Genomic DNA, 22058 nt, shown 5'->3' with positions numbered 1-22058 from the left:
CTTACGGTGGATACCTGACCAAGGGTATTGCCAATGCCTGTCCGGGAAGGCAAGTCAGAGACTTTCAATCGGAGACAGATCCATGAATACCTCTGACCTCATCGACAAAATCGCAACCGAACACGGCGTGACCAAGACGGCGGCCAGGGCCATCGTTGACACGGTATTTGGCAGCATCGTGGAAGCGGCCGTTCTGGGGCAGGAAGTCAACTTTCCGAGCTTCGGCAAATTCAAGGTCCAGGAAAAGCCCGCACGCGAAGGGCGAAACCCCTCGACGGGCGCTACCATCCAGATCGCCGCCTCAAAGAAGCTGGTCTTCCAACCGGGCAAGGCGGTTAAGGATCGACTGAACGCGTAGACCCGCGCTCCAAACGGCAAAAGCCCCGGGATAACCCCCGGGGCTCATAAGAGCCGTCGATTGCGGGGTCTCTCAAATGCACATCGACCCGATCCTGTGGTTTGCGAATTTATCGTTGGAACCGCAAACCCGGCTCCACCACACACGATTGATAGTTCGCGACGTGACGGTCTATCTCGTTGCCCGCCACATAGTTTGAGTCGAGCGTCATCCGAAGCTCGATCAATGAAGTGAGTAACCGCACACATCTGCCAAGGCCTGGTTCCCACCTCCAAGGGCTCGGTTTCGGATCCGATTTCACAATCGCGTCGCCCCCGCACTCGATGATCGACAGAAAGCTAAAACCGCTAAGGCGGTTTGCGAGGATCACACTGCCTATTTTTGTCGCGGAACCGAGACGCCCTCGGTCGTGTGGACGATCGGCTTAATCGTGCCATCGGCATTGTAATAGAGATGTTCGACCGCCACGGCCCGACGACCCAGCCCGCCCTTTTCGCCGTTCAGCGTCAGCTTGCCATTATGGTAGAAGAAGTAGGGTTGCCCTTTGAACTCGACGATGGCCGGATGGATGGTGAAGCTGTTTTCCGCGGGCCCGCTGATCTCGCCACGATAGGTCCACGGCCCGGTTATGGAAGGCGCGGTGGCGTAAGAGATCAACTCGTCGTTAGACACCGCCTTATCCATCGAAGCATAGGTCAGGTAGTAGGTCTGACCGTGTTTGTGGATCCAGGGCCCCTCGACATATTTCGGCAGCGGAATTTGCTGAATCGGGCCGTCCAGTTCGGTCATGTTGGGCTTTAGGCGGGCGTAATAGCAGTTGGCATTGCCCCAGATCAGCCACGCCGTGCCGTCGTCTTCGATATAGACGGTGGGGTCGATATCGTCCCAGGTGTGCGGCCCTTGTGGCGTCATGTCATTGCTGATCAGGGCGGAGCCGCGCGCATCGACAAAGGGGCCGGTGGGGCTGTCGGAGACGGCGACGCCTATGGCCTTGCCCGGATGGGTTTTGTCGTGTTCGACTGCGGCATAGAACCAGAACTTGCCATTGCGTTCCACGACCTGCGACGCCCAGGAATCGCGGATCGCCCATTTGAAATCCGTGGCCTTCATGATCGGCCCGTGCGCCTGCCAGGTCTTCATGTCCCTGGTGGAATAGACCAGCCACTCACGCATGGTGAACATCTCATCGCCCGTCGCCTGATCATGGCCGACATAAAGGTAGAGGGTGTCCTTAACCACCAGAGCCGCAGGATCGGCGGTAAAGGCGTCAGTAAACAACGGATTGCCGCCCTTCGGCGCGGCCTGCACGGACCCCGAAAACGACATCGCGTAAACCGCTATGGCGGACACGCCCGCCACCGCGCACGCCCGCATCCATCCTGACCGGATCATGATAAACCTCCCGTATCTGTTTAGGGCAATGTGGCACTGATATTTGTCTGAGTAAACTGTCTTCCGTACAGCCCCCTAATAGCGGCTCCCGTATCAAAGTTTTCTGGACTCTTCATCGGAATGGCCCTCCTATGCGTACATAAGACAGACAAAGGGAGCCAGATCATGCGCGCAGCGAAACGTGGCTCCGGCCGGGGTCTTTCCCTTTGCCTTTCTCTGATGGCTGGGCTGTTGGCCCTGCCCGCGTGCGCGCAAACACCGCTCAAAGCCATCGTCACTGCGGAAAATGCCGCGGGCCGTTTTAACGGCATTGTGGTGGCCTCGGTAGAGGGGCAGTCCACCGAAGCCATCCCCGCCGGCCGGCTTTCAAAAACCCGCAAGGCCGCGACTTTGGACACGCCGTGGCGACTGGCCTCGATCAGCAAGCAGATTACCGCCGTGCTGGTGATGATGTCAGTCGAACGCAAGGAGGTGTCGCTCGATACGCCCTTGAAAGCGGTCTTGCCGGAATTTGCCGACCTTCCCTCCGGAAACGTCACCGTTAAAGCGCTCGTGCGGCATCAGTCGGGCCTGCCTGACCCCTCCGAAACGCCGGCCAATGCCGATGGCGTGGCGCAATTCTATAGCCACGACAAGGCCGATCACGGGTTTTGCCGCGGGCCGTTGCGTGCTGACCCGGAGGCCTTCCACTACAATAATTGCGACTACTATCTGCTGTCGGATGTGCTGGAAAAGGTGACGGGACGTCCCTTCGCTCAGCTTCTCGAAGAGCGGATCAGCGGGCCACTGGGCCTGAAAACCCTGCGTCTTTACCAGCCGGGCGATCGCGAGCCCTTCACCGCAGTCGATAGCGACGGCGCGCCGGAGCCGGTCCTGTCCCTGTCGGTTTATGAGGCGGCGGCCGGCATAAAGGGCTCGGCACGTGATCTGATGCGCTTTGATACGGCGCTCATGTCCGGACGCCTGCTGTCGCGTGACAGCCTGAAAGCGCTGTGGGAAGGAGAACCGTCGCTCGGCTATGTGGCGCTGGGGGCTTGGGCCTACACGGTCAAGCCCACGGGCTGCGCCCAGGCTATGACGGTCGTTGAACGACGCGGTGCGGTCGGCAATGTGCAGACGCTCAACCTCATCTGGCCGGAGCGGCAGGGGGTCATCATCGCCTTCAGCCGCACCGCCGCCACCGACTGGGGACAGCTTTGGCAGGATAAGGGGTTCATGCGGGACTTAGTCGTCGCCGCCTGGTGCCGCTAACAGGGAGACACAAGATGCATAGACGAACCCTCCTCACCGCCCTGGCGGCCAGTGCCACCTTGTCCGGTCGGGCATGGTCGAGATCCGGCCGCTCCGAGGACATGACGGTGTTCCGGGCGGCGATGGCTATTCATCCGGGGCTGTTGCGGTACAACACGCCCGCTGAAATCGCCGAGCGCCTTGATGCCGTTGAGCGCGCCTATGAGGCAACCCCTTCGAGCGAAAGCCGTTATCTGATCCTGTCACGCTTCCTCTCCTCGCTCAATTGCGGCCACAGCTACTGCAATTTCTTCAACCAGAAGACAGCAGCGGTCACGGCCCTGTTCGACCTCCCGACCCGCCTGCCCTTCTACTTCGAGTGGCTGGGCGACGAGATGATCGTGCGGCAGGACTTTAGCGGCACCGATAAGCTGAGCCCCGGTACGCGCGTGACGTCCGTCAACGGTCTGCCGGTGGCGCAAATGCTGGCGCGCCTCTTGCCGGTTAGCCGTGCCGATGGTCACAACGGCGGCAAGCGCCGCTCTCTCCTCAGTGTACAGGGGACGGAAACCATTGAGTTTTTCGACGTCTTTCAGGGGCTTTTGTGCCCGCCGTCCGGGGACACCCACCAGCTCGACGTCGTCTGGCCGGATGGTCGCGCCGGACAGGTCGAGGTGCCGGTGATGACGCTGAAGGCGCGTCAGGCGACGATCACCCGCGTGCCCGAAGACAGCCCGGACCCGCGCTGGACCTGGACGATGCGCGATGACGGTATCGCCGTGCTCGACATGCCCGGCTGGGCCATGTGGAACAGCCCGTGGAAGTGGGAAGAATGGCTGGAAGACCGCCTCGACAGCCTGAGCGGCGCGCGCGGGCTGATCATGGATATTCGCGGCAATGAAGGGGGCGATGACTGCGGCAACCCGCTGCTGCGTCGCCTGATCGACCGACCGACCCAGGCCTTCAACTTCGTGGAAAAGGTGCGTTTTGAAACCGTACCGGACGTATTGGCACCCCACGTTTCGACGTGGGACGAAGGCTTTAAAACCATTGGAGTCGGCGGGCGTAAGCTGGACGACGGGTTCATAGAACGCCCCGCCAGGGACACGGTGCCCGCACTTTTACCCTCGGCCAAAAAGCTGCGCGTGCCTGTGGCCGCCCTTATCGGGCCCGCCAACAGCTCCGCCACCTTCGGCTTTATCTATTCGGCGCGCCAGACGGGCCGCATTAAACTGTTCGGACGCCAGACCGGCGGCAATCTCAAAGGCATCAATGGCGGCGGCTTCTTTTTCACTCAGCTACCGCAAAGCGGCATCGAATTCGACCTGCCTCTGGTTGGCTATTTCGCCCCTACCCCGCAACCGGACAAGGGCATAGATCCGGACGTCCTTGTCGCCCCGACCGCGCAGGATATTGCGCTCGGACGCGATACGGCTATGGACGCTGCCGCCGCGTGGATCCGCACTCAGCCGAAGGCCTGACACCGCAGATAACAGAGGGCATTTCGATATTCCGGCCTTAGCTCAGGCGCGATCTGAGAAAGTCTATCATCACCCGCACCTTGTTCGGCAGATAGGCGCGGCTGGGGTAGATGGCCCACGCGCCCGTATCGAACGTGGTCGGGGTCGGACGATGGTCGGGGAAAAGATCGACCAGACGCCCGGCGCGCAGATCGTCAGCGATCAGAAAGCCGGACAGCAGAGCCGGACCGCCGCCTGACAGCACGGCGGCGCGCAGGGCCAGAGGGGTAGAGATGACCACATCCCCGTCCACCGACACCTCTTCGAGCGCACCCTGCGCATCCCTGAACTTCCATGTCGAGCGAAAGGCGCGCAATCCCAGAAGCAGGCATCGGTGGGTGAGCAGGTCGCGCGGTTCGGTGACTGGCGCGGCACGCGTAATATAGTCGGGGCTTGCCACCACATGATAGCGGGTTGAAAAAAGCCGGGTGGCGACCAGATCACCCTCAATCGCCGGGGCCAGGCGGATAGCCAGATCCATGCGCTCCTGAACAAGGTCGAGATTGGCGTCGGTGAAGACACAGTCGAGCTTTAGACCCGGATAGAGGGCGCAAAACTCGCCGACCAGAGGCGCAATCTGCTGCACTCCGAAAGCCACCGAAGCCGTCAGCCGCAAAACCCCTCTGGGTTCGGCATTGACGTTGGAAGCCTCGGCGGCTGCCCGGCGCATCTCATCCAACAGGGGTTCGATGCGCGCCAGATAGAGCGCCCCCGCTTCGGTCAGGCTGAGCGAGCGGGTCGTGCGCTGAAAGAGGCGGACATTCAGCTCCGCCTCCAGTCCCGCAATGACGCGCGAAACGGTCGAGGGATCGAGCAACCGTTCTTTCGCGACGGCGGCAAAGCCTCCGGCGTGAGCAACGGCAACAAAGAGGTCGAGCGCCTGCGTGTCCATTCATGCAAAATACGCATGAGTATCATGCCTGTCTATGAATTTATTGCGGATTTAACGGCGCATATAAGGTGATCACGGAGCACCACTCCCGACGCCTCACGAGACAGGACCCCTACCATGACCCTCTTTACCGTTCATTCGATCGACTCCGCGCCGGCCGGTTCAAAGGCGCGCCTTGAAGCCGTACACAAGGCCTGGGGCTTCACGCCGAAACTGCAAGGGACGCTGGCCGAAAGTCCGCTGGCTCTGTCGGCCTATGACGGGCTGTTTACCGCCGTCGCCGCCGAAACAACCTTCAGCCCGGCAGAGCTTCAGCTCGTCTATCTAACCGTCAGCGTGCTGCACGCCTGCGAATACTGCACCATGGGTCACACCTGGCTGGCGCGTAACGCCCATCTGGACGAAGGTGTCATCCAGGCTCTGCGTAACCGTGCGCCGGTCACCGACGCCAGACTACAGGCCTTGCGCCTCTTTACCGAAACCGTGGTGCGCGAACGCGGCTTTGCCGGAGATGCGGCGGTGGACGCCTTCCTGGCGGCGGGCTTTACAAAGGCGCAGGTGCTGGAGGTCGTTACGATCATCGCGGTGAAAACCATCTCCAACTACACCAATCACCTGACCCATACGCCCAAGGAAGGGTTTATGAGCGACCCGGCCCTCGCCTGGACAGCCTGAGCGGTTCAGGCCTTGCCGGAGAGAGCCCGTGCGGCGGCCGTGACCGCGTCTCTGGCGCTGTTCAAGGTCAGTCCGGTCAACTCTGTGGTCAGGCGGCTGTCGGCCACGGGGTAGCGACCGAGATCGGGCCTGAGCGTGGCGAGCGATTTGTCGAACAGCGACAGGACGCGCGTCACGCTGAGCGGCAATGTCTGCGTCGGAATGCGCTTCGCGTTTTGCGGCAGGACCGTGCGCAGGAACTGGCCCATTTCAGACAGGGAGAGGGTATCGGCCGCGGCCAGCAGGCGGTGCCCTCCGACCGGTGCGGTCATCGCTTTCACGTGCAAGGCCGCCACGTCACGCACATCGACGATGGGAAAGGCCACCGGCGGCACGGCGGGGTACTTGCCCTGAATCAGCATCGACACGACGTCGAGCGATGTGCCCCAATGCGCATCCAGCGGCGGGCCCAGCACCAGACCGGGATTGATGGCCGTCAGGGCCTGACGGCGACCAACCTGGTCCATATAGGTCCAGGCCGCCTGCTCGGCGCGGGTCTTGGCGACGACGTAAGGGGTGTTGAGCGACCATTCGGGATCGGACCAGTCTTCGGGGCCGAAGGTGAAGCGGCGTTGCGCGCGCGGCGCATACATCATGGCGGCAATCGACGAAGTCATGCAGATGCGTTCCGCTCCGCTGGCGGCTTTCAGAACGCGCAGCGCGCCATCGCGAGCGGCGGGCACCAGAGCTTCGCGGTCAGTGGGCTGCACCAGCGGAAAGGGTGCGGCGACATGATGCACAAAGCGGCAGTCGCGCGCCGCCTCGTCCCAGCCCTCATCGCGTTCCAGATCGAGGGTGACAAAACTCAGACGATCGAGCGGCAGACCCTGCGCCCGAAGGGCCACGCGCACCTCTTCGGCGCGCGATGGGCTGCGCACGGTGCCCCGCACCGTGAACCCCTCGGCCAGAAGCTGCGCCGCCAGATGCTTGGCGATAAAGCCACCGATGCCGGTGACAAGTACTGTGTCCGTCATTGTTTTAATCCCTGTACCTTAGCGTAATTGTAAGCAGAAGAGGTTGAAAGCGCCGACTGAGGACCCAAGACCCTCTGAAGGCGTACGAAGGCCACATGGGCCTGTTCCTGTTCCTGTATTATCGCCATCTGACGGGACAGACGCTTTAGCTCGCCTTCAGTCACAATGTCATCGGACACGAGTCCTGCTCTTTGGCGGCTTTGGTCGATTTGAAGAGCGCGCACACTCATGGCAAGGGCTTTCTCACTGGCAAGGCCCTGTTTGTACGCGCCTTCGTATTCTGCCACGGCGAGCTGGCTGTCTTCGAGCGCTTCGGTCAACGCCGCGTGATAGGACGCTATCGCCGATTTCTTATAGGAGGCCGCAGTTGCAACATCGGCATCTATTCGCCCGCGATCAAAAATGGGCGAAAGAAGCTGCGCCGAGAGGCTTTGTATGGGGTTGGCACTCAATCTGAGTCCGTTGGACCCATCCTGCAACCCCAGGAAGCCCGACAGACTCACTCGCGGCCAGCGTGCAGCGAGGGCTATCTGGTGGTTTGTTTCTTCACGGGCGACCTCGGACGCGGCAGCTCTCACCTTGGGATTAAATGCAAGTCGGTCGAGGGGCAGCGCCGCGACCGCGGCGGGCGCCGGCACTGGAGGCAGGGCCTTGGGCCGCAACGCATCATTGAGTTGATCTCTGGAATATCCTGTCAGGGCTTCAATTTGGACCAGGGTAGCTTGACGCTGGGCCTGCAATCCTTCGAGTGCATTCTGTTCCGCTGCAAGGTTGGCTTCGAGATCTTGCGATCGTCCTCCCCTAACGAGCCCGGACTGTAGGCGGGCGGTTTCGCGTTGAACCTGACGCAAACGGAGATTAACGATTTGAATTTGCAAGTCGATTTTTCCGTCTAGGGCGCGTAGTGCGATCAACCTCTGGGTAAGGTCCGCCAACAGACTAAAGGCCGATGATTCATATAGAGCCGCATCACGGTCTCGGGCGTAACCGGCGCGGGCTTCTTCTAGGGAGAGGCGGTGACGGACATCAATCTCCCAGCGTGCCTCCAAACCGGCTCGCCCCAGACTAGCGTCGGTATTGGAACCAATTTGATCGTTCCCGGAGTAGCCTGTTATCAGGCCATCAACACTCAGCTGACGCCGCGCCCGCTGAGCTTTTATTATCGAAGAACCCGCTTCAACACGCGCCCTTATTGCCTTAAGATTTGGATTGTCGTTCAAAACGTGCTGCGCGAGGCAGATCAGACCAGGATCCGCAAACTCCGACCAAAGAGTTTGATACGTGGCGACGGCAGCGGGCTGCTGGTCTATACATGCAGGCGAGGCTGCTGGAGGTTCCGCTGCGAATACGGGTGTTGCAGCGGACAGGCTAAACAGGAAGACGACGGCCCTCATTTCGGCGTTCCTTCAGAGGGACTTCCTATGAAGACGTCCATTTGCTGGCCGACAAAATCCGTGCGCGTGTCCTCCGGGAGGGCATAAACGACTTGTGCAACCCGGGTGTCGACGCGCGGCGAAGCTGATGTCAGATTTTGCTTTGGTCGAACATACGGCTCGCTTCGGACAAAGCTTAGAGGATACTTCCTTGCATCCCCCCTAAACGTGGCATAGGCGGAGGTTCCTGTTGACAGCCGAGTGAGAAACTCTTCATCCACCTCGGCTCTCACATGAAGACGTGAGACGTCGCCCAAGGAAATCAAGACCTGATTAGAAGGCGAGCCGACAAATTCACCCGGTCTTACGTTCAACTCCAGGATTCGTCCAGGGATGGGGGCAGTCAGCGTCAAGCGGGACTTCGTCGTGCGAGCCGCCTCGAGGGTTGCCTGCGCTTCTTTCACACGCGCATCGGCGAGTTTCAGAGCGTACTGGCGTTGCTCGGTTTCTTCAGCTGAGACGGCCGCCTTGTCATCGACGTTAGAGATCCTTTTATAGAGTGCAAGCGCATCTGCAGCCTGAATCCGTGCACTGTCTACTACGGCTTGCCTGCGCGCAATCTCTGCATCAATATCGCGCTGGTCAAGGGCAAGTAAGACCTCTCCCTCAGTGACGTCCTGACCGACCTTGACGTTTAGGGACCGAACGATCCCCGGCAACTCGACACCAAGTTGAATAATCTCGCTTCGCGGTTCAACAACACCTACAGCTGCCAGCGCACCTTCGGCGGGAGACCGAGGCGGTGGGGTTGCTGGAATTCGTGCCGCTTCCACGGGCTTAAAAAACACGGTGAAGATTGCAAATCCCATCCCAAGTACCGCTAGCGCGGGAAGGATCAAGTTTGACGGCTTAAGCGTCCACGTCTTGGCTTTCGACGAACCCGCCATAGTACTATTCCTTATGAATGAAGGCATCGGGCGCTTGGTCGCCGATGAGGCGACCATCGCTCATTTCGAGAATACGATCGGCGTGAGAGTAGATCCGATTGTCATGGGTGACGACGATCACACCGCGCTCAGGTGTACTGGCGATCTGCCTTAAAATGTCCATGACGCCCTTACCCGATGCGGCATCCAGAGCTGCTGTAGGTTCATCACAGACAATCAGACGAGGTGAGTGGACAAGGGCTCTGGCGATCGCGACGCGCTGCTGCTGTCCACCTGATAGCTGGCGTGGGAGCTTGTTTACATGGTCGCTCATTCCGACCGCGTCGAGAAGCTCGCAGGCTCGCTGAGAGGCCTTCTGCATCGACAGACCTGACGCCATCAGCGGCATACCCGCATTTTCAGCCGCCGTGAGTGCCGGTAGAAGATTATACTGCTGAAAGATAAAGCCTATATTCTTGCGTCGGAACATTACCTTTTTGCGATCATTCATCTGCGTCAGTGAATGTCCGAGAAGTTCGATTTCGCCGGCAGAGGCCGATAAAATCCCCGATAGAATAGATATGAGCGTGGTTTTCCCGCAGCCGGAAGGCCCCACAAGCATTGTCAATTCGCCAAGCCTGATATCTGTACTTACATCGTGAAGGACCTGCACCTGGCCATCTCCAGCGGCAAAGCTTTTCGAGACATGTCTAAGTGAAACGTCTGACATTGCGCCCTACCCCCTGAACACAACAGCCGGATCAAGGCGAAATACCTTGCGCAGACTGAACAGGATGGAACCCAAAATGATTATGGCGATGCTTACCCCGGTGCCCGCCATAACCTGGGCGTAGAGCTGAAAACCCTGAAGCGCGGGTTGATTTTTGGTGGCGAAAAAGAACAGCGCAGTCGCGCCCATCCCAAGGCCATACCCCATTGAACCTACGACGCTCGCCTGAAGCAGGACCATCCTGAGAAGCTGACCATTGGTCACACCCACAGCTTTCATCGCCGCAAACTGCTTTAGGTTCTCAACAACGAAAATGTAAAAGGTTTGAGCGGTAATCGCTGCGCCAATAATGGCACCCAACGCAATCGTAATACCAAAGTTAATCGGGATGCCTGTCCGCTCAAGGTAGTAGTTGATGCTTCGCCAACGAAATTGCGGAGCGGTCAGCGCCTGAAGCCCAGTCGTGTGTGCAATGCGTGTTGCGAGCGCTTCCGCAGTCACGCCGTCACGCGCCTTTACGACAATGAATGGCATCTTTTTACGCTGCGGCGGCGTAATCTCCATTGCGGTCTGGTAAGTGACATAGAGTATCGGAAAGGTCAGGAAGGTGGGCTTTTCGTTGCATACGCCTCGAATCCGAAGACGGTTGTCGTTCAGTTCGAAGGTACGGCTATTCTGAAAATCGCCTTCCGGCCACACGAACAAGAAGCCATTTCGGTCCATAATCGCGGATTGAGGATCGCGGATGGCGTCGCGTCGGCCAGAAAGCATGTCATCGCATAAACCGATGAGAGAGACATCATCCACCCCAATCAATTGGACCTGCTGAGTCAGGCCATCTGCGAGCCGAATGGTCGATAGGCCCTTGTAAAAGGGGACAGCCCAATCTACCCCCGGTACTGAACGGACGCGGCTGAGCTCTACGTCTCGCATAGGCTCGACTTCATCCACGTACCGTACACGAGGATCCATAACCCAGACGTCAGCTTCCCGGACGCTGGTGATGGCATTGGCTGTACGCGACATGATCCCCACAAAAATAGAGACTTGTTGCGCCATTAAAAGTGTGGCGAAGGTAACGCCGAAAACAAGACCGAGGTACTTTGCCCGGTCTCCTAACAACATCTTAAGTGCGACGGCGTTCATGGAGTTGCCATTAAGTGAACCATTGAGTATCATAAATGGCAATAAATTAATGGACCGTCAAGTACCATTATTATGAGCGATATGCCAAATTTGTCAAAAGGGCGGCGCGGCCGGCCGATCAATGCCGACCTTATCCCTCAAATTTTGAAGGTAGCTGGCGACTTGTTTCTGGAACTCGGCTACCAGGGCGCGACCATGGAGGCCGTGGCCAAAGGCGTTGGCATGTCCAAGCTTACGCTCTACAGGCGGTTTCAGACCAAAGAAGAACTATTTGCCGCCGTCGTTCGTGCAAAGTGCGAAGAGTTTATTCCAGAGGCCCTGTTTGAACAGTGTGACGAGTTGCCGGTAAGGGAAGCTCTTCTCTCTATAGCGATTGGTCTCATGAACCTCATGAACAGTCGTGAGGCTATGTCAATTGAAACGATTCTTCGCGCGGATGGGGCCAATCACCAAAACTTACGCGACCTTTTCTTCGAGGCTGGGCCCGGACGTGTCAAAGCGGCAATGGCGAGATATTTTCAACGTCTTTCGGCGCGCGGCACCCTTAAGATTGAAGACCCAGTCTTTTATACGCATGTATTTTCGTCGCTAATCAAGGGATCAGACATACATATGCGGTGCGGCATGGGCATTGGAGATCGACCTTCTGATGAAGAAATTGGTCACTACTGCACCAAAGCGGTAGATTTTTTTGTTCGCGGCCTTGAACCCCCCAGGTAGATTTGGTCCATATGCAAAATAGCGGTTTAAATGTTGTTTTGTCGTACAATTAACTATTGACGAAATCGCTCTGGCATTTAACTCTGACAGGCGGATAAGAGCGCGCTCATAAGCGCTGAAAGGGCCGCAGGGGCCGCACAAAGAGGCATTGGAGAGGTTTCATGAGAATGACCAAAGCGGTTTTCAGAACGGTCGCGCTGCTGGGGGTCGCCCTGTTCTCGGTCGCCCAGACGGCGGACGCCGCCACGGTGAATATCGAAAGCCCCTCCGGAAAGGTCAGGGTCCATATCAGCGATGAGAGCGGGCACCTGACCTATAAGGTGACCGCTGATGGCAAGGACGTACTGGCCGCCTCGCCTCTTGGCATCCGCACCAACGCCATCGACGTGGGTCAGCATACGGTCATTACCAAGGTCAAGCGAGGCAAGGTCGCCGAAACGTACCGCCTCTATGGCGTCAAGCGCTTTGCGGAACACAAGGCCAATACAGCGACGCTCTCTCTGCGGGACACGGGCAGCGTGGCCTTCGCCGATGTGCAGGTGGCCGACGACGGCGTTGCGGTCAGGCTCAGATTGCCCGCGCAGACCGGCCGCAAGGTCGAAGCGGACCTTTCGGGCTGGCGACCCAGCGACGCGGACGCCACAATGTGGGTATCCGAACTCAAAGAAGATTACGAAAACCCCTACTATCAGAGCCGTTTATCGCAACTGTCAGGCAAACGGCTCGGCGCGCCGATTACGCTTAAAATCAACGGACTGTGGGTGACCCTCACAGAGGCCGCCGTCAGGGACTATGCCGACAGCGCGGTCGGCGTGTCTCCGGACGGGCTGCTCCTCAACACACTTTACGCCAATCCCGAGGGCTGGACGACGGACGCCGCCGTCATTCAGCCGTGGCGGGTCACGATCATTGCGCGAACCCTCACCGAACTGGTCAACTCCACCCTCGTTCAAAACGTGAACCCGGCCCCGTCCGCCGAGTTGGCCCGGGCCGACTGGATCAAGCCGGGCCGCTCCACGTGGCAATGGCTGGCGATCGGTGATCCCCTCGAAGACGATCAGCCGCAATGGGTCGATTGGACGAAGACGCTTGGCTATGAATATTATCTGATCGACGACGGCTGGGCCAAGTGGAAGCAACCCTGGCCGACGCTGGAAAAAACCGTGCGCTATGCGCGGGAAAAAGGCGTCGGTATCTGGGTGTGGGTCCACAGCCGCGAAGTCTTTGAAGCCGATGCCCGCCGCAGCTTTTTCAAACGACTGGCCGACGCCGGTGTGGTCGGTGTCAAGATCGACTTCCCGGAACCGGGGAGCCGGACGTGGTCGAACTGGTACGAAGACGCCGCCCGCGATGCCGCCGCTGCGCGTCTGATGGTTGACTTCCATGGTGCCATAAAGCCCAGCGGCACCGAACGGACCTGGCCCAACGTCCTGACACGCGAGGGCGTGCGCGGTCATGAATGGCACATCACGCGCTATAACCGGAAACTGCCGGCGGCGCATGACACCATCCTGCCGTTTACGCGCTACGTGGCCGGGCCGGGCGACTATACGCCCACCGTCTTCACGCCGAAGGAACTTCAGGGCAATACGTGGTCGCACGAACTGGCGCAGATGGTCATGTTTACCTCGCCCTTTCTGTCGTTCGGCGGACACCCGCAGACCTATATTTCCAACCCGGCCTTCGGGGTCATAAAAGACATGCCGGCCGTCTGGGATGAAACCCGGGTACTGGCGCCCAGTCAGCCGGGCGAGGTCGCCGCCCTTGCCCGTCGGTCGGGTGAGGCGTGGTACATCGCGGTCATCAATAATGAGACCCCAAGGTCGGCGCACCTGAAACTGGACTTCCTCACGCCCGGGAAGTGGCAGATCGAAGACTATGCCGACGACCGTCAGAACCCCGCCGCCTTCATTACGGGCAAACGTCACGTCGCCCCCGGTGAAAGCCTCGACATCACCTTAAGTCCGCAGGGGGGCTACGTCGCCCGGATCCGCCGGCAATAAGACCACACGTCCGGATCATCGGGGTTTGTCGTTACGCGTGAGCGCCGCCAGCCCCGAGACCGGCCCTGCGCCCGATCAGATACTGGCGCACGGCACTGTCGCCCGAAAGACCGATGGCCAGATCATAGGCGCTGGCGGCCTCGGTCATCCGCCCTGTCCGCCGCAGCAGGTCGGCCCGCGTCGCCCAATAGGGCTGGTAGCTGGCGGTCTGCACCGGGTCGATCAGGTCGAGCTGGCGCAGCCCGAATTCTGGGCCCTGCGCATTGCCGAGCGCCATCGCAAAAGCCACCTCGACCCCCAGACCGGGCGCGATGTGGCGCAGGCCCGCATAGAGATGCGCTACACCCTCGCTGTAATCACGCCCCGTCAGCCGGGCCTCAATATGCGCGCTCTGGATCGCCGCCATCAGCTGAAATGGCCCCGAGTGCTGAAAGCGCGCCGCGCGTTGCAGAACCTGCCCCGCTTCGCGCATCTGATCGGCGTCCCACAGGGTGGCGTCTTGCTCGGATAAGGGAACATAGGCCCCATCACGTGTACGGCTTTTGTGACGGGCGTCGCTATAGAGCAGAAGGGCCAGACAGCCCAGAGCCTCCGGGGCCTGCGGCATCAACTCTGCCACAAGGCGCGCCAGCAGCAGACATTCCTGCGTCAGGTCCTCCGCCCCCATGCGCGTGCGCGCCTCGTCCCAGCCAATGCCGAACCCGGCATAGATGGCCTGAAGGACGCTGTGCAGGCGCGGCGGCATATCTTCGGCGTCCGGTATGACGAAGGGGATACGCGCCTCACGGATCTTCGCCTTGGCGCGTGTGAGACGCTGGCTCATGGTCGCCGGTGAAATAACAAAGGCGTGGGCGATGCGGTGCGCCTCGACCCCTAAGACGGTATTGAGCATCAAAGCGATGTGCAGGTCTGCCGCAATCGCCGGGTGGGCGCAGACAAACAAAAGTTTTAAGCGCTCGTCCGGAAAGACAAAACCCGGCGCATCCTCTGCCTCCGGCCTTTGCGCCACCGGATCGGCCGCATAGGCGGCGGCCGTCTTACGCCGGCGCAGGGTGTCCAGGATGGCGCGCCGGGCCACCTGATAGAGCCAGGCCTCCGGGGAGGTGGGCACGCCCGTGTCAGGCCATAGCCTGAGCGCCGCCGCGAAGGCCGCGCTCAGGGCATCTTCAGCGAGGGCGACATCACCAAAACGCGCCGCCAGATAGGCCGTCAGTCGCCCGGACGACGCCTGAAAGACACGTTCTATGAGCCGCTTATCCTCCCGCATCAGTCACGCGGGGGCGGGGGCAGGCAGGGGCGCACTTCGACGGAACCCCCGCGCGTGATCGGGGCCTTGCGCGCCCAATCCAGGGCGGCATCGAGATTCGGTACGTCGATGATGAAAAAGCCACCGACCTGTTCCTTGGAGTCGATGAACGGACCATCCTGCACGCGCTGACCTTTGGTGTCAAAACGCAGGACGGTGGCGGTCTCAGGCCCGGCCAGGCCCGCGCCCGAAACGAAGATGCCCGCTTCAACAATGGCGGCAGAATAGGCCATCCAGCCGCTCCAGTAGGCGGGGGCGTTTTCGGAGTTGCGCTCGGCGAAGCCTTCGGCGGACTCGGCAATCAGAAGCATGTAGTGCATGACGTGTTTCCTTCGTGGAACGAAGACCCAGATGTCTTCGGCTGACTGACGCACAAAGACAGGCGGATTCGACATCGCCTGCGAAAAAATTATCCGAACATTGTTTTTTGCCGCCCGCAAGGCAACTGTGCCCATGGCGCAGTCAAAAAGCGAAAGCATTGCTGGCCTTGCCGCGAAATTCGGTGATAGGTTGATCTCACCTGCCTCCCGGGACCCGCACATGACCTCTGCAGAGCCTGCCATTATCATCCATAACCGCGAGCAGTTGCTCGACAGTCTGTGCGAGGCGGCGGAGATCGAGCACAACCTGATGTGCTGCTACCTCTACGCGGCCTGGTCGCTTAAGACGGAAGCAGACGACGACGTAGCCGAAGACCTGCGCGAGACCGTGCGTGGCTGGCACCGGGCCATTGTTGACGTTGCCATCGACGAAATGACGCATCTGACGCTGGTCGCTAATCTGATGAACGCTATTGGCGGCGTAGGTCACCTCAGCCGCCCGAATTTTCCGGTGGCCGATGGCTATCACCCGTCGGGGATCCAGGTGCGGCTGGCGCCTTTTACGCCCGAAACCCTTCAGCATTTCATTTATCTGGAACGGCCCGAGGGCAGCCATGAACCGGATGGCCGCGGTTTTGACAATCGTCCGGCCTATCAGCGCGCGCTGGCCGGTCTGCGTCTTATGCCATCGGCGCAGGACTATCTGACGGTGGGACACCTCTACCGCTCGGTAGAGGCCGGGCTTGAGCAACTGAGCGAACAGATGGGCGAAGCCTCGCTCTTTTGCGGCGATCCCGCCCTTCAGGTGTGTCCCAGCATACTGCCTTTGACCGGATTGGTGCGCATCACCGATCTGGCTTCCGCAAAAAAGGCCATCGAGACCATTGTGGAGCAGGGCGAAGGCACGGAGATCGGCTGCAAGCGCAGTCACTACAGCCGCTTCGTCAAGATCCGTGAGGCTTATGAGGCGCGCCTCGCCGACACTCCGGACTTCAAGCCCGCCTATAATGCTGCCCGCAATCCGGTGATGCGCAAACCGATCCACGACCCGCAAGACCGCGTGTGGGTCGAATGCGACCGTCCGCGTCAGGTGCTCGATCTGGGCAACGCCGTCTATAACCATATGCTGCGATTTCTGGCGCAGGGCTTCGCCTCCACCGACATGGCCGAGAAGCGGCTGATGATCAATACCTCGATCAGTCTGATGCGGGCGCTCGACCCGCTGGCGCGCGAACTGGCCCGTTTAAAGGCCAATGAGCACGACGACTGCAATGCCGGACTGAGTTTCGCCACGCTGCGCACACTGGATACGCCCGGTTCGACCCCGGCTATTCGCAAGCTCCTGGGCGACCGGCTGAAAGAAATTGAAGAGGGCGGACGTCAGATCGCGTCAAGTCCCCGCGTGGAACGCGCGCTTTCGCAACTAAGATCAGTTTACACCACCTACCTTCGGACAGCCACCGTGACCGACACCCCTGACACAACGCCGCCCGAAGCCGCACCGGAGTCTTTGAAAAGCGTCGCCCCTTCCGACGGCAGCAACTCCGCGCCCGAAGTGGTTGAAGGGAAAGACCTCACCTTGGTCGTCGATATGAAACGTTGCATCCATGCGCGCTTCTGCGTGACGGGTGCCCCCAAAAGCTTCATCGCAAATGTCGTGGGCCCCTGGCTGCACCCGGATGAAACACCGACAGATCAACTTATCGAGGTGGCGCACGCGTGCCCATCCGGTGCCATTGGCTACCGCGGGAAGACGCGCCCGGATGAACGGGCACCGGCAGTCAATATGATGCGCACGCGTGAGAATGGTCCCAATGCTATCCATGCGCCACTGACGGTGGCGGGCGAGACGATCGGACTTCGCGCGACCTTCTGCCGCTGCGGAGCCTCAAAGAACAAGCCCTATTGCGACGGCTCCCATCATGAGGTCCAGTTCACAGCTACGGGGGAGCCTGAAACACAGAGCCTTGAGCCCCTCGCCGTACGGGACGGGCCACTGCTGGTCGATCCGCAGCGCAATGGCCCGCTGCGCATTACCGGCAATCTCGAAATCTGCGCCGGGACCGGGCGCGTGGTGACGCGGGTCGAGAGCGCTCTCTTGTGCCGCTGCGGTCAGTCGGGGGCCAAACCGTTCTGCGACGGCAGCCACCGGGCCGCCGGGTTCGAGGCCGAGGGGGTTTAGGCGCCTTTAGCCCTGAATGGCAGGGAGCGACTCGGCCAGGGTTAGCGCCGTCTTGAGGTTCTCATAATGGTGCCACATGGAATAGAAGGCCCCGTCGCCGTCGCCGCGGTGCAGGAAATCAAGCGTGCGCTGATGGTCGGCAAAGACCAGACTGCGGAAGCGGTCGCCATAGAGAAGCACGCTCAGATTGCGCATGGCCGGGCTTTGCTGACGCCGCTGCCAGGCCTGTTCCGACATGAAGACGAACTCGAAATTGTGCGTCGCCTGAGCGATCTGGCGATGGAAGTGGTGATTGCGCGGCTCATATTCTTCGTCCGCGCTGGTATTGATCAGCCCTTGCAGAGCCTTCTCCATCGCCGCCATGTCGTCTTCGGTATGCCGCGCGGCGGTGATGCGCGCAATCTGGCAATCCAGCCACTGATGCGCGTCGATCAGGTGCTGCGGGTTCAGTTGCGCGACCGCCAGCTCTGCGCCCGCAAAGCCGTCTGACGGATCGACATTGACGCCCTGCGCATAGGCCTGCGGCATGATGTAGATGCCGGAGCCCTGCCGCGACTGCACCGCGCCCTTGACCTCGAGCATGACCAGCGCATCGCGGATAACCGCCCGCCCGACGCCATAGATTTCAGCCAGATCGCGCTCGGTCGGCAGCTTGCCGCTGGCGCGAAACTCACCCGAACGGATACGCTCCAGAAGCGACTTGCCAATGACCTGATAGGCCCGCAGATCGCGTTCGTTCCACGCTTCCTCGCTCAGCACAGGCTCGGCGTCGCTATGGCCGTCACGGCTTTGTCTGGATGCCATTCTGGGGTTCATCAGGGCTCTCAACTCTTTCCGATCTGCTGGAACCCGGTGCGTCAGGCCCGAACCATAGCAGCATACACGTTTTATTGGCCAACCAATATCAAAATCTTGACGTTATGGCCTCAGAACGCGCGGCTCAAAACGCTATATCTGTTACTTTTTAACTCCTCGCCCTGTATGCAGATTGACCGGCCAATGCCGGGCGCACTTACACGCTGATGGGGGCCTTTTCGGGTTTGTACAGGGCTTTGAGGTTTTCGAAGTGATGCCACATAGCAAAATAGGCGCGGTCGGCATCGCCTTTTCGGATCGCCTCCAGCGTGCGCCTGTGATCGAGGGCGCACAGTTGTCGGGTAGCGGCCAAATTGGGATAGTCGCCCAGAGTCTGCGCGGTGGCCGCCTGCGCACGCCGCTCCCACATCTGCTGCGACAACCACATCAGTTCGCTGTTGCGCGCGGCCTGCGCCAGCGTGGCGTGCCACAGGCCATTCAGGCGGTTCAGTTCGGTCGGTGACGGTGCCTGGCGCAGCCGCTCGACCAACTCCTCCAGCGCACCCCCCTCGTCAGCGCCCGCAAGGGCCGCCTGTCGGGCAATATGGCTTTCGAGGCATTGCTGGGCGTGCAGGATATCGAGCCATTTCGGCGCGGGCGCTTCGCTCAGAGGGCGATCGGCGAACTCTTCCTTGCGATCGGGCCAGCCTTCGGCGTAGGCGGCCTTGGTGATATAGATGCCCGAACCCTGACGCGACTGCACCAGCCCCTTGACTTCGAGCATGACCAGAGCGTCCCGAATGACCGCGCGGCCGACGCTATAGACCTCGGCCAGTTCGCGCTCGGTCGGCAGCTTGCCCGTCGCATGAAACTCGCCGGACCGGATGCGTTGCAGCAGGGACTGCCCGATGATCTGATAGGCTCTCAGATCGCGCTGGGTGCGTAACTCGTCCGAGGCTAGGTCTTCGTTTGACATGACGTTCCGCCGCACGGCTGTTGAACGTCTTGGATAGCGCGTGCCCGCCCGCCGGGTCAATGCGCCCGCACGCATTTGATCGGGTGCGCTGCCCGCAGCTATCTCGTCGTCACGGCCCGGCCTAGAGCGCATAGCTCTGGCCAGCCTGCAAGTCGGCCACCTGCCCCCAGACGAGCTTCTGCTTGCCATGGCTGAGCGGTGCAAGGCCCGACTGACCCGGCGGCGGCACAAGGCGGTATTGCGCCTTGCGCGACGCCCTGACTACACAGTGGGTCAGCCTGCCCTCGGCCCATTGCAGATCGACGCTCACACCGCCGCGCGCGCGCAGGCCGCGCACCCGCCCGTTCGCCCACGATTTCGGCAGGGCCGGCAGAAGGCGCAGGCTGCCATTGTGGCTTTGCACCAGCATCTCGGCGATGGCCGCCGTCGCCCCCAGATTACCGTCGATCTGGAAGATCGGCTCCGGCGTGTAGGGGTGGGTATCGAAGAAGTTGGCCCCCGTAGACTGACGAAACAGCTTTCTCAGCATGGCCAGAGATTCTTCGCCGTCGCCCAGCCGCGCCCGGAACATGGTGAGCCACGCCGCGCTCCAGCCCGTATGACCGCCCCCATGCCGCAGGCGCTCGGTCAGGGTGCGCCGCGCCGCCTCAGCCAGATCGGGCGTATCGTGGACATCAATCTCAATGCCGGGATAGAGGCCGAACAGGTGCGAGATATGCCGGTGACCGGGCTCGGCTTCGGTAAGCGGCTCGCTCCATTCCTGCACGCGGCCATCGGGCCCGATCTTCAGCCGGTCCAGTCGCGCCAGCGCCGCCGCACAGGCCTCGCGCAATTCAGGCTCTGCCGACAGGGTGTCCGCCGCCTTTTTTGTCAGTGTCAGGACGGTGAAGGCCATGGACTGCGACATGGCGCACCCCATATCGACATAGCCGACCTTGCCATTGTCCATGACATAGCTGTTTTCGGGCGAACTGGCGGGACCGGACACCAGCTTGCCGGTGCGCGGGTCTTCGACCAGATAGTCGAGCGTAAATTCGGCACAGGCCTTGAACACCGGCAGGGCGCGCGCCCGCAGGAAGTCGAGGTCGCCTGTATAGAGATAATGTTCCCAGTAATGCAGGGTGAGCCACGCCAGACCCTCCGGCCACAATCCCCACTGCACATTGCCGTCCAGCGCCGTGTGCCCCCACGGATTGGTCGTGTAGTGGGCCACGGCCCCGCGGCAGCCATAGGCGATCTGCGCCGTCTGACGCGCATGGGGCATCAGGCGGTCCACATAGTCGAACAGGCTGTGGTGCAGTTCGGACAGGCCGCACACCTCGGCCGGCCAGTAGTTCATCTGGATATTGATATTGATGTGGTAGTCGGCGCTCCACGGCGGGGCAAAGCCGTCGGCCCACAGGCCCTGAAGATTGGGCGGCAGGGAACCGGGCCGGTTCGAGCCGATCAGCAGGTAACGCCCGAAATTGAAGTAGGTCTCGATCAGCGCCTTTTCGGCCGCGTCGGACGCCGCCGCCAGACGCTCGGACGCCAGAACCGGGACGCCAGACGGTGCCAGCGTCAACTCCACGCGGTCGAACAGGGCGCGGTGATCGCGAATCTGATCGCGGGCGAGGCTCTTCCAAGAACGGGCGGCGAGTTTGGCCTGCGCCGCCCGGGCGACGGTTTCCGGAGCGGGCGCCAGCAGATCGGTGGCCCCGGTCAGGGTCAGAAGGACGGAACGCGCGCCCGTGATGCGGAAACCCTGACCGTCCGGCGCAACGCGGCCGCCGTCGCTGCGGCAGGCCAGATAGGCGCAGAAATGCACGCCATAAGGCTGGGGCTGACCGAACATTTTCAGTACCCCGCCCTGCCAGTCGAACGCCACATCGCGGTCGCGCCTGAGCATCGCCGTCAGGGACAGGCCTTCGGGGGCGCTGGTTTCGATATAGACGGCCAGACACTGATCCGGGGCCGAGGCCATCACGGTGCGGCTGTAGGTGGCCTTGCCAATCTTATAGCGGACCGTGACCTGACCCGTGGCCATGTCGAGTTCGCGGCTATAGTCGCTGACGGCCTCGCCATGGCCCATCTCCAGCCGCAGGTCACCCAGCATCTGATAGGACCCGTAATCAACCTCATTCATCGGGCCCATCATCTGATCCTGCGCCAGACGATTGGCCTCGACGCGGTTGCCGGCGAACAGAAGCTCACGCACCTTGGGCAGGGCGGCGCGCGTCGTCTTCGGATTGTCTTCGACCGAGCGCCCGGACCACAGCTCGATATGGTTCAGTTGCAGCCGCTCGCTTTTGATCCCGCCATAGACCATGGCCCCCAGACGGCCATTACCGACCGGCAGGGCCTCCATCCAGCGCGCCGCCGGGGCGTTGAAACCGAGCACCCTGGTCGAGGCCCCCGCACCCGATGACCCCGTCTGTGCACGGGCCTGCGCCGCCAGCAGAGGCAGGGTGCTGAGGGCCAGAAGCCCCCCAAGGGTTTCGCGGCGGGTCGATCGGGTCATG

At 60.9% G+C, this 22058-nt stretch carries 19 protein-coding genes; 7 read left to right on the top strand and 12 right to left on the bottom strand.

Annotated elements, in window-relative coordinates; genetic code table 11:
• Positions 1 to 82: 82 nt before the first annotated feature.
• Positions 83 to 358 carry an HU family DNA-binding protein gene (locus tag AACH73_RS17585; RefSeq protein WP_338736538.1) on the top strand — a complete coding sequence of 92 codons (276 nt, stop codon included), beginning with the start codon at positions 83 to 85 and terminating at the stop codon, positions 356 to 358.
• A 375-nt stretch (positions 359 to 733) separates the two neighbouring features.
• Here AACH73_RS17585 and AACH73_RS17580 read toward each other — a convergent pair whose 3' ends face one another.
• Positions 734 to 1750, bottom strand: a complete 1017-nt coding sequence (locus AACH73_RS17580; protein ID WP_338736537.1) for a glycoside hydrolase family 43 protein — start codon at positions 1748 to 1750, stop codon at positions 734 to 736.
• Between the two features lie 165 nt (positions 1751 to 1915).
• Between AACH73_RS17580 and AACH73_RS17575 the strand changes: the two genes are divergently transcribed.
• On the top strand, positions 1916 to 3001 hold the full coding sequence (locus AACH73_RS17575) for a serine hydrolase domain-containing protein (protein WP_338736535.1): 1086 nt from the start codon (positions 1916 to 1918) through the stop codon (positions 2999 to 3001).
• A 14-nt stretch (positions 3002 to 3015) separates the two neighbouring features.
• Complete coding sequence (locus tag AACH73_RS17570; protein WP_338736534.1) at positions 3016 to 4461, top strand: S41 family peptidase; 1446 nt, start codon at positions 3016 to 3018, stop codon at positions 4459 to 4461.
• Positions 4462 to 4498: 37 nt separating this feature from the next.
• Here the strand turns inward: AACH73_RS17570 and AACH73_RS17565 are convergent, their stop codons facing one another.
• On the bottom strand, positions 4499 to 5392 hold the full coding sequence (locus AACH73_RS17565) for a LysR family transcriptional regulator (RefSeq protein WP_338736533.1): 894 nt from the start codon (positions 5390 to 5392) through the stop codon (positions 4499 to 4501).
• Between the two features lie 117 nt (positions 5393 to 5509).
• Between AACH73_RS17565 and AACH73_RS17560 the strand changes: the two genes are divergently transcribed.
• Entirely contained in the window at positions 5510 to 6067 is a 558-nt protein-coding gene (locus tag AACH73_RS17560; RefSeq protein ID WP_272740908.1) for a carboxymuconolactone decarboxylase family protein, read from the top strand.
• A 5-nt stretch (positions 6068 to 6072) separates the two neighbouring features.
• On the opposite strand, the gene AACH73_RS17555 is transcribed toward AACH73_RS17560, so the two are convergent.
• From AACH73_RS17555 to AACH73_RS17535, 5 genes are read right to left on the bottom strand one after another with little or no spacing between them, the layout of a single operon-like run.
• Positions 6073 to 7080: an NAD-dependent epimerase/dehydratase family protein gene (locus AACH73_RS17555; protein ID WP_272740907.1), complete on the bottom strand. Its 1008-nt coding sequence runs from the start codon at positions 7078 to 7080 to the stop codon at positions 6073 to 6075.
• Positions 7077 to 8474: a TolC family protein gene (locus AACH73_RS17550; protein WP_338736532.1), complete on the bottom strand. Its 1398-nt coding sequence runs from the start codon at positions 8472 to 8474 to the stop codon at positions 7077 to 7079. The genes AACH73_RS17555 and AACH73_RS17550 overlap by 4 nt, the downstream gene beginning before the upstream one ends.
• Positions 8471 to 9400, bottom strand: coding sequence for an efflux RND transporter periplasmic adaptor subunit (locus AACH73_RS17545; protein ID WP_338736531.1), 930 nt, complete (start codon positions 9398 to 9400; stop codon positions 8471 to 8473). The genes AACH73_RS17550 and AACH73_RS17545 overlap by 4 nt, the downstream gene beginning before the upstream one ends.
• 4 nt (positions 9401 to 9404) lie before the next feature.
• A complete protein-coding gene (locus AACH73_RS17540) occupies positions 9405 to 10109 on the bottom strand; it encodes an ABC transporter ATP-binding protein (protein WP_338736530.1) in 705 nt (234 codons plus the stop codon).
• Positions 10110 to 10115: 6 nt separating this feature from the next.
• Positions 10116 to 11255 (bottom strand): ABC transporter permease, encoded by a 1140-nt coding sequence (locus AACH73_RS17535; RefSeq protein ID WP_338736529.1) that lies wholly within the window; start codon positions 11253 to 11255, stop codon positions 10116 to 10118.
• Positions 11256 to 11327: 72 nt separating this feature from the next.
• Here AACH73_RS17535 and AACH73_RS17530 point away from each other — a divergent pair, with 72 nt between their 5' ends.
• Both AACH73_RS17530 and AACH73_RS17525 read left to right on the top strand, forming a co-directional pair.
• The gene (locus AACH73_RS17530; protein ID WP_272740902.1) at positions 11328 to 11975 is read left to right on the top strand and encodes a TetR/AcrR family transcriptional regulator; all 648 of its coding nucleotides are present in this window, start codon (positions 11328 to 11330) and stop codon (positions 11973 to 11975) included.
• A 161-nt stretch (positions 11976 to 12136) separates the two neighbouring features.
• Complete coding sequence (locus tag AACH73_RS17525) at positions 12137 to 13978, top strand: glycoside hydrolase family 97 catalytic domain-containing protein (protein ID WP_338736528.1); 1842 nt, start codon at positions 12137 to 12139, stop codon at positions 13976 to 13978.
• A gap of 31 nt (positions 13979 to 14009) precedes the next feature.
• On the opposite strand, the gene AACH73_RS17520 is transcribed toward AACH73_RS17525, so the two are convergent.
• Positions 14010 to 15245, bottom strand: a complete 1236-nt coding sequence (locus tag AACH73_RS17520) for a DUF6596 domain-containing protein (RefSeq protein ID WP_338736527.1) — start codon at positions 15243 to 15245, stop codon at positions 14010 to 14012.
• A complete protein-coding gene (locus tag AACH73_RS17515; protein ID WP_272740899.1) occupies positions 15245 to 15604 on the bottom strand; it encodes a YciI family protein in 360 nt (119 codons plus the stop codon). Before AACH73_RS17515 ends, AACH73_RS17520 begins: the two co-directional genes overlap by 1 nt.
• A 220-nt stretch (positions 15605 to 15824) precedes the next feature.
• Here AACH73_RS17515 and AACH73_RS17510 point away from each other — a divergent pair, with 220 nt between their 5' ends.
• Positions 15825 to 17786, top strand: coding sequence for a ferritin-like domain-containing protein (locus AACH73_RS17510; protein ID WP_338736526.1), 1962 nt, complete (start codon positions 15825 to 15827; stop codon positions 17784 to 17786).
• A 6-nt stretch (positions 17787 to 17792) separates the two neighbouring features.
• Here AACH73_RS17510 and AACH73_RS17505 read toward each other — a convergent pair whose 3' ends face one another.
• The 3 genes from AACH73_RS17505 to AACH73_RS17495 all read right to left on the bottom strand — a co-directional run bounded on the left by AACH73_RS17505 (position 17793) and on the right by AACH73_RS17495 (position 22057).
• A complete protein-coding gene (locus AACH73_RS17505) occupies positions 17793 to 18590 on the bottom strand; it encodes a FadR/GntR family transcriptional regulator (RefSeq protein WP_272740897.1) in 798 nt (265 codons plus the stop codon).
• A gap of 208 nt (positions 18591 to 18798) precedes the next feature.
• Positions 18799 to 19557: a GntR family transcriptional regulator gene (locus AACH73_RS17500; RefSeq protein ID WP_338736525.1), complete on the bottom strand. Its 759-nt coding sequence runs from the start codon at positions 19555 to 19557 to the stop codon at positions 18799 to 18801.
• A gap of 121 nt (positions 19558 to 19678) precedes the next feature.
• Positions 19679 to 22057 carry a glycoside hydrolase family 95 protein gene (locus tag AACH73_RS17495; protein WP_338736524.1) on the bottom strand — a complete coding sequence of 793 codons (2379 nt, stop codon included), beginning with the start codon at positions 22055 to 22057 and terminating at the stop codon, positions 19679 to 19681.
• Position 22058: the final 1 nt, after the last annotated feature.

It is taken from the genome of Asticcacaulis sp. DW145 (assembly GCF_037101385.1).
In the GTDB taxonomy this organism is placed as follows: Bacteria; Pseudomonadota; Alphaproteobacteria; order Caulobacterales; family Caulobacteraceae; genus Asticcacaulis; species Asticcacaulis currens.
Note: the sequence above shows the minus strand (reverse complement) of the source record. Positions and strands in the feature narration are given on the sequence as shown.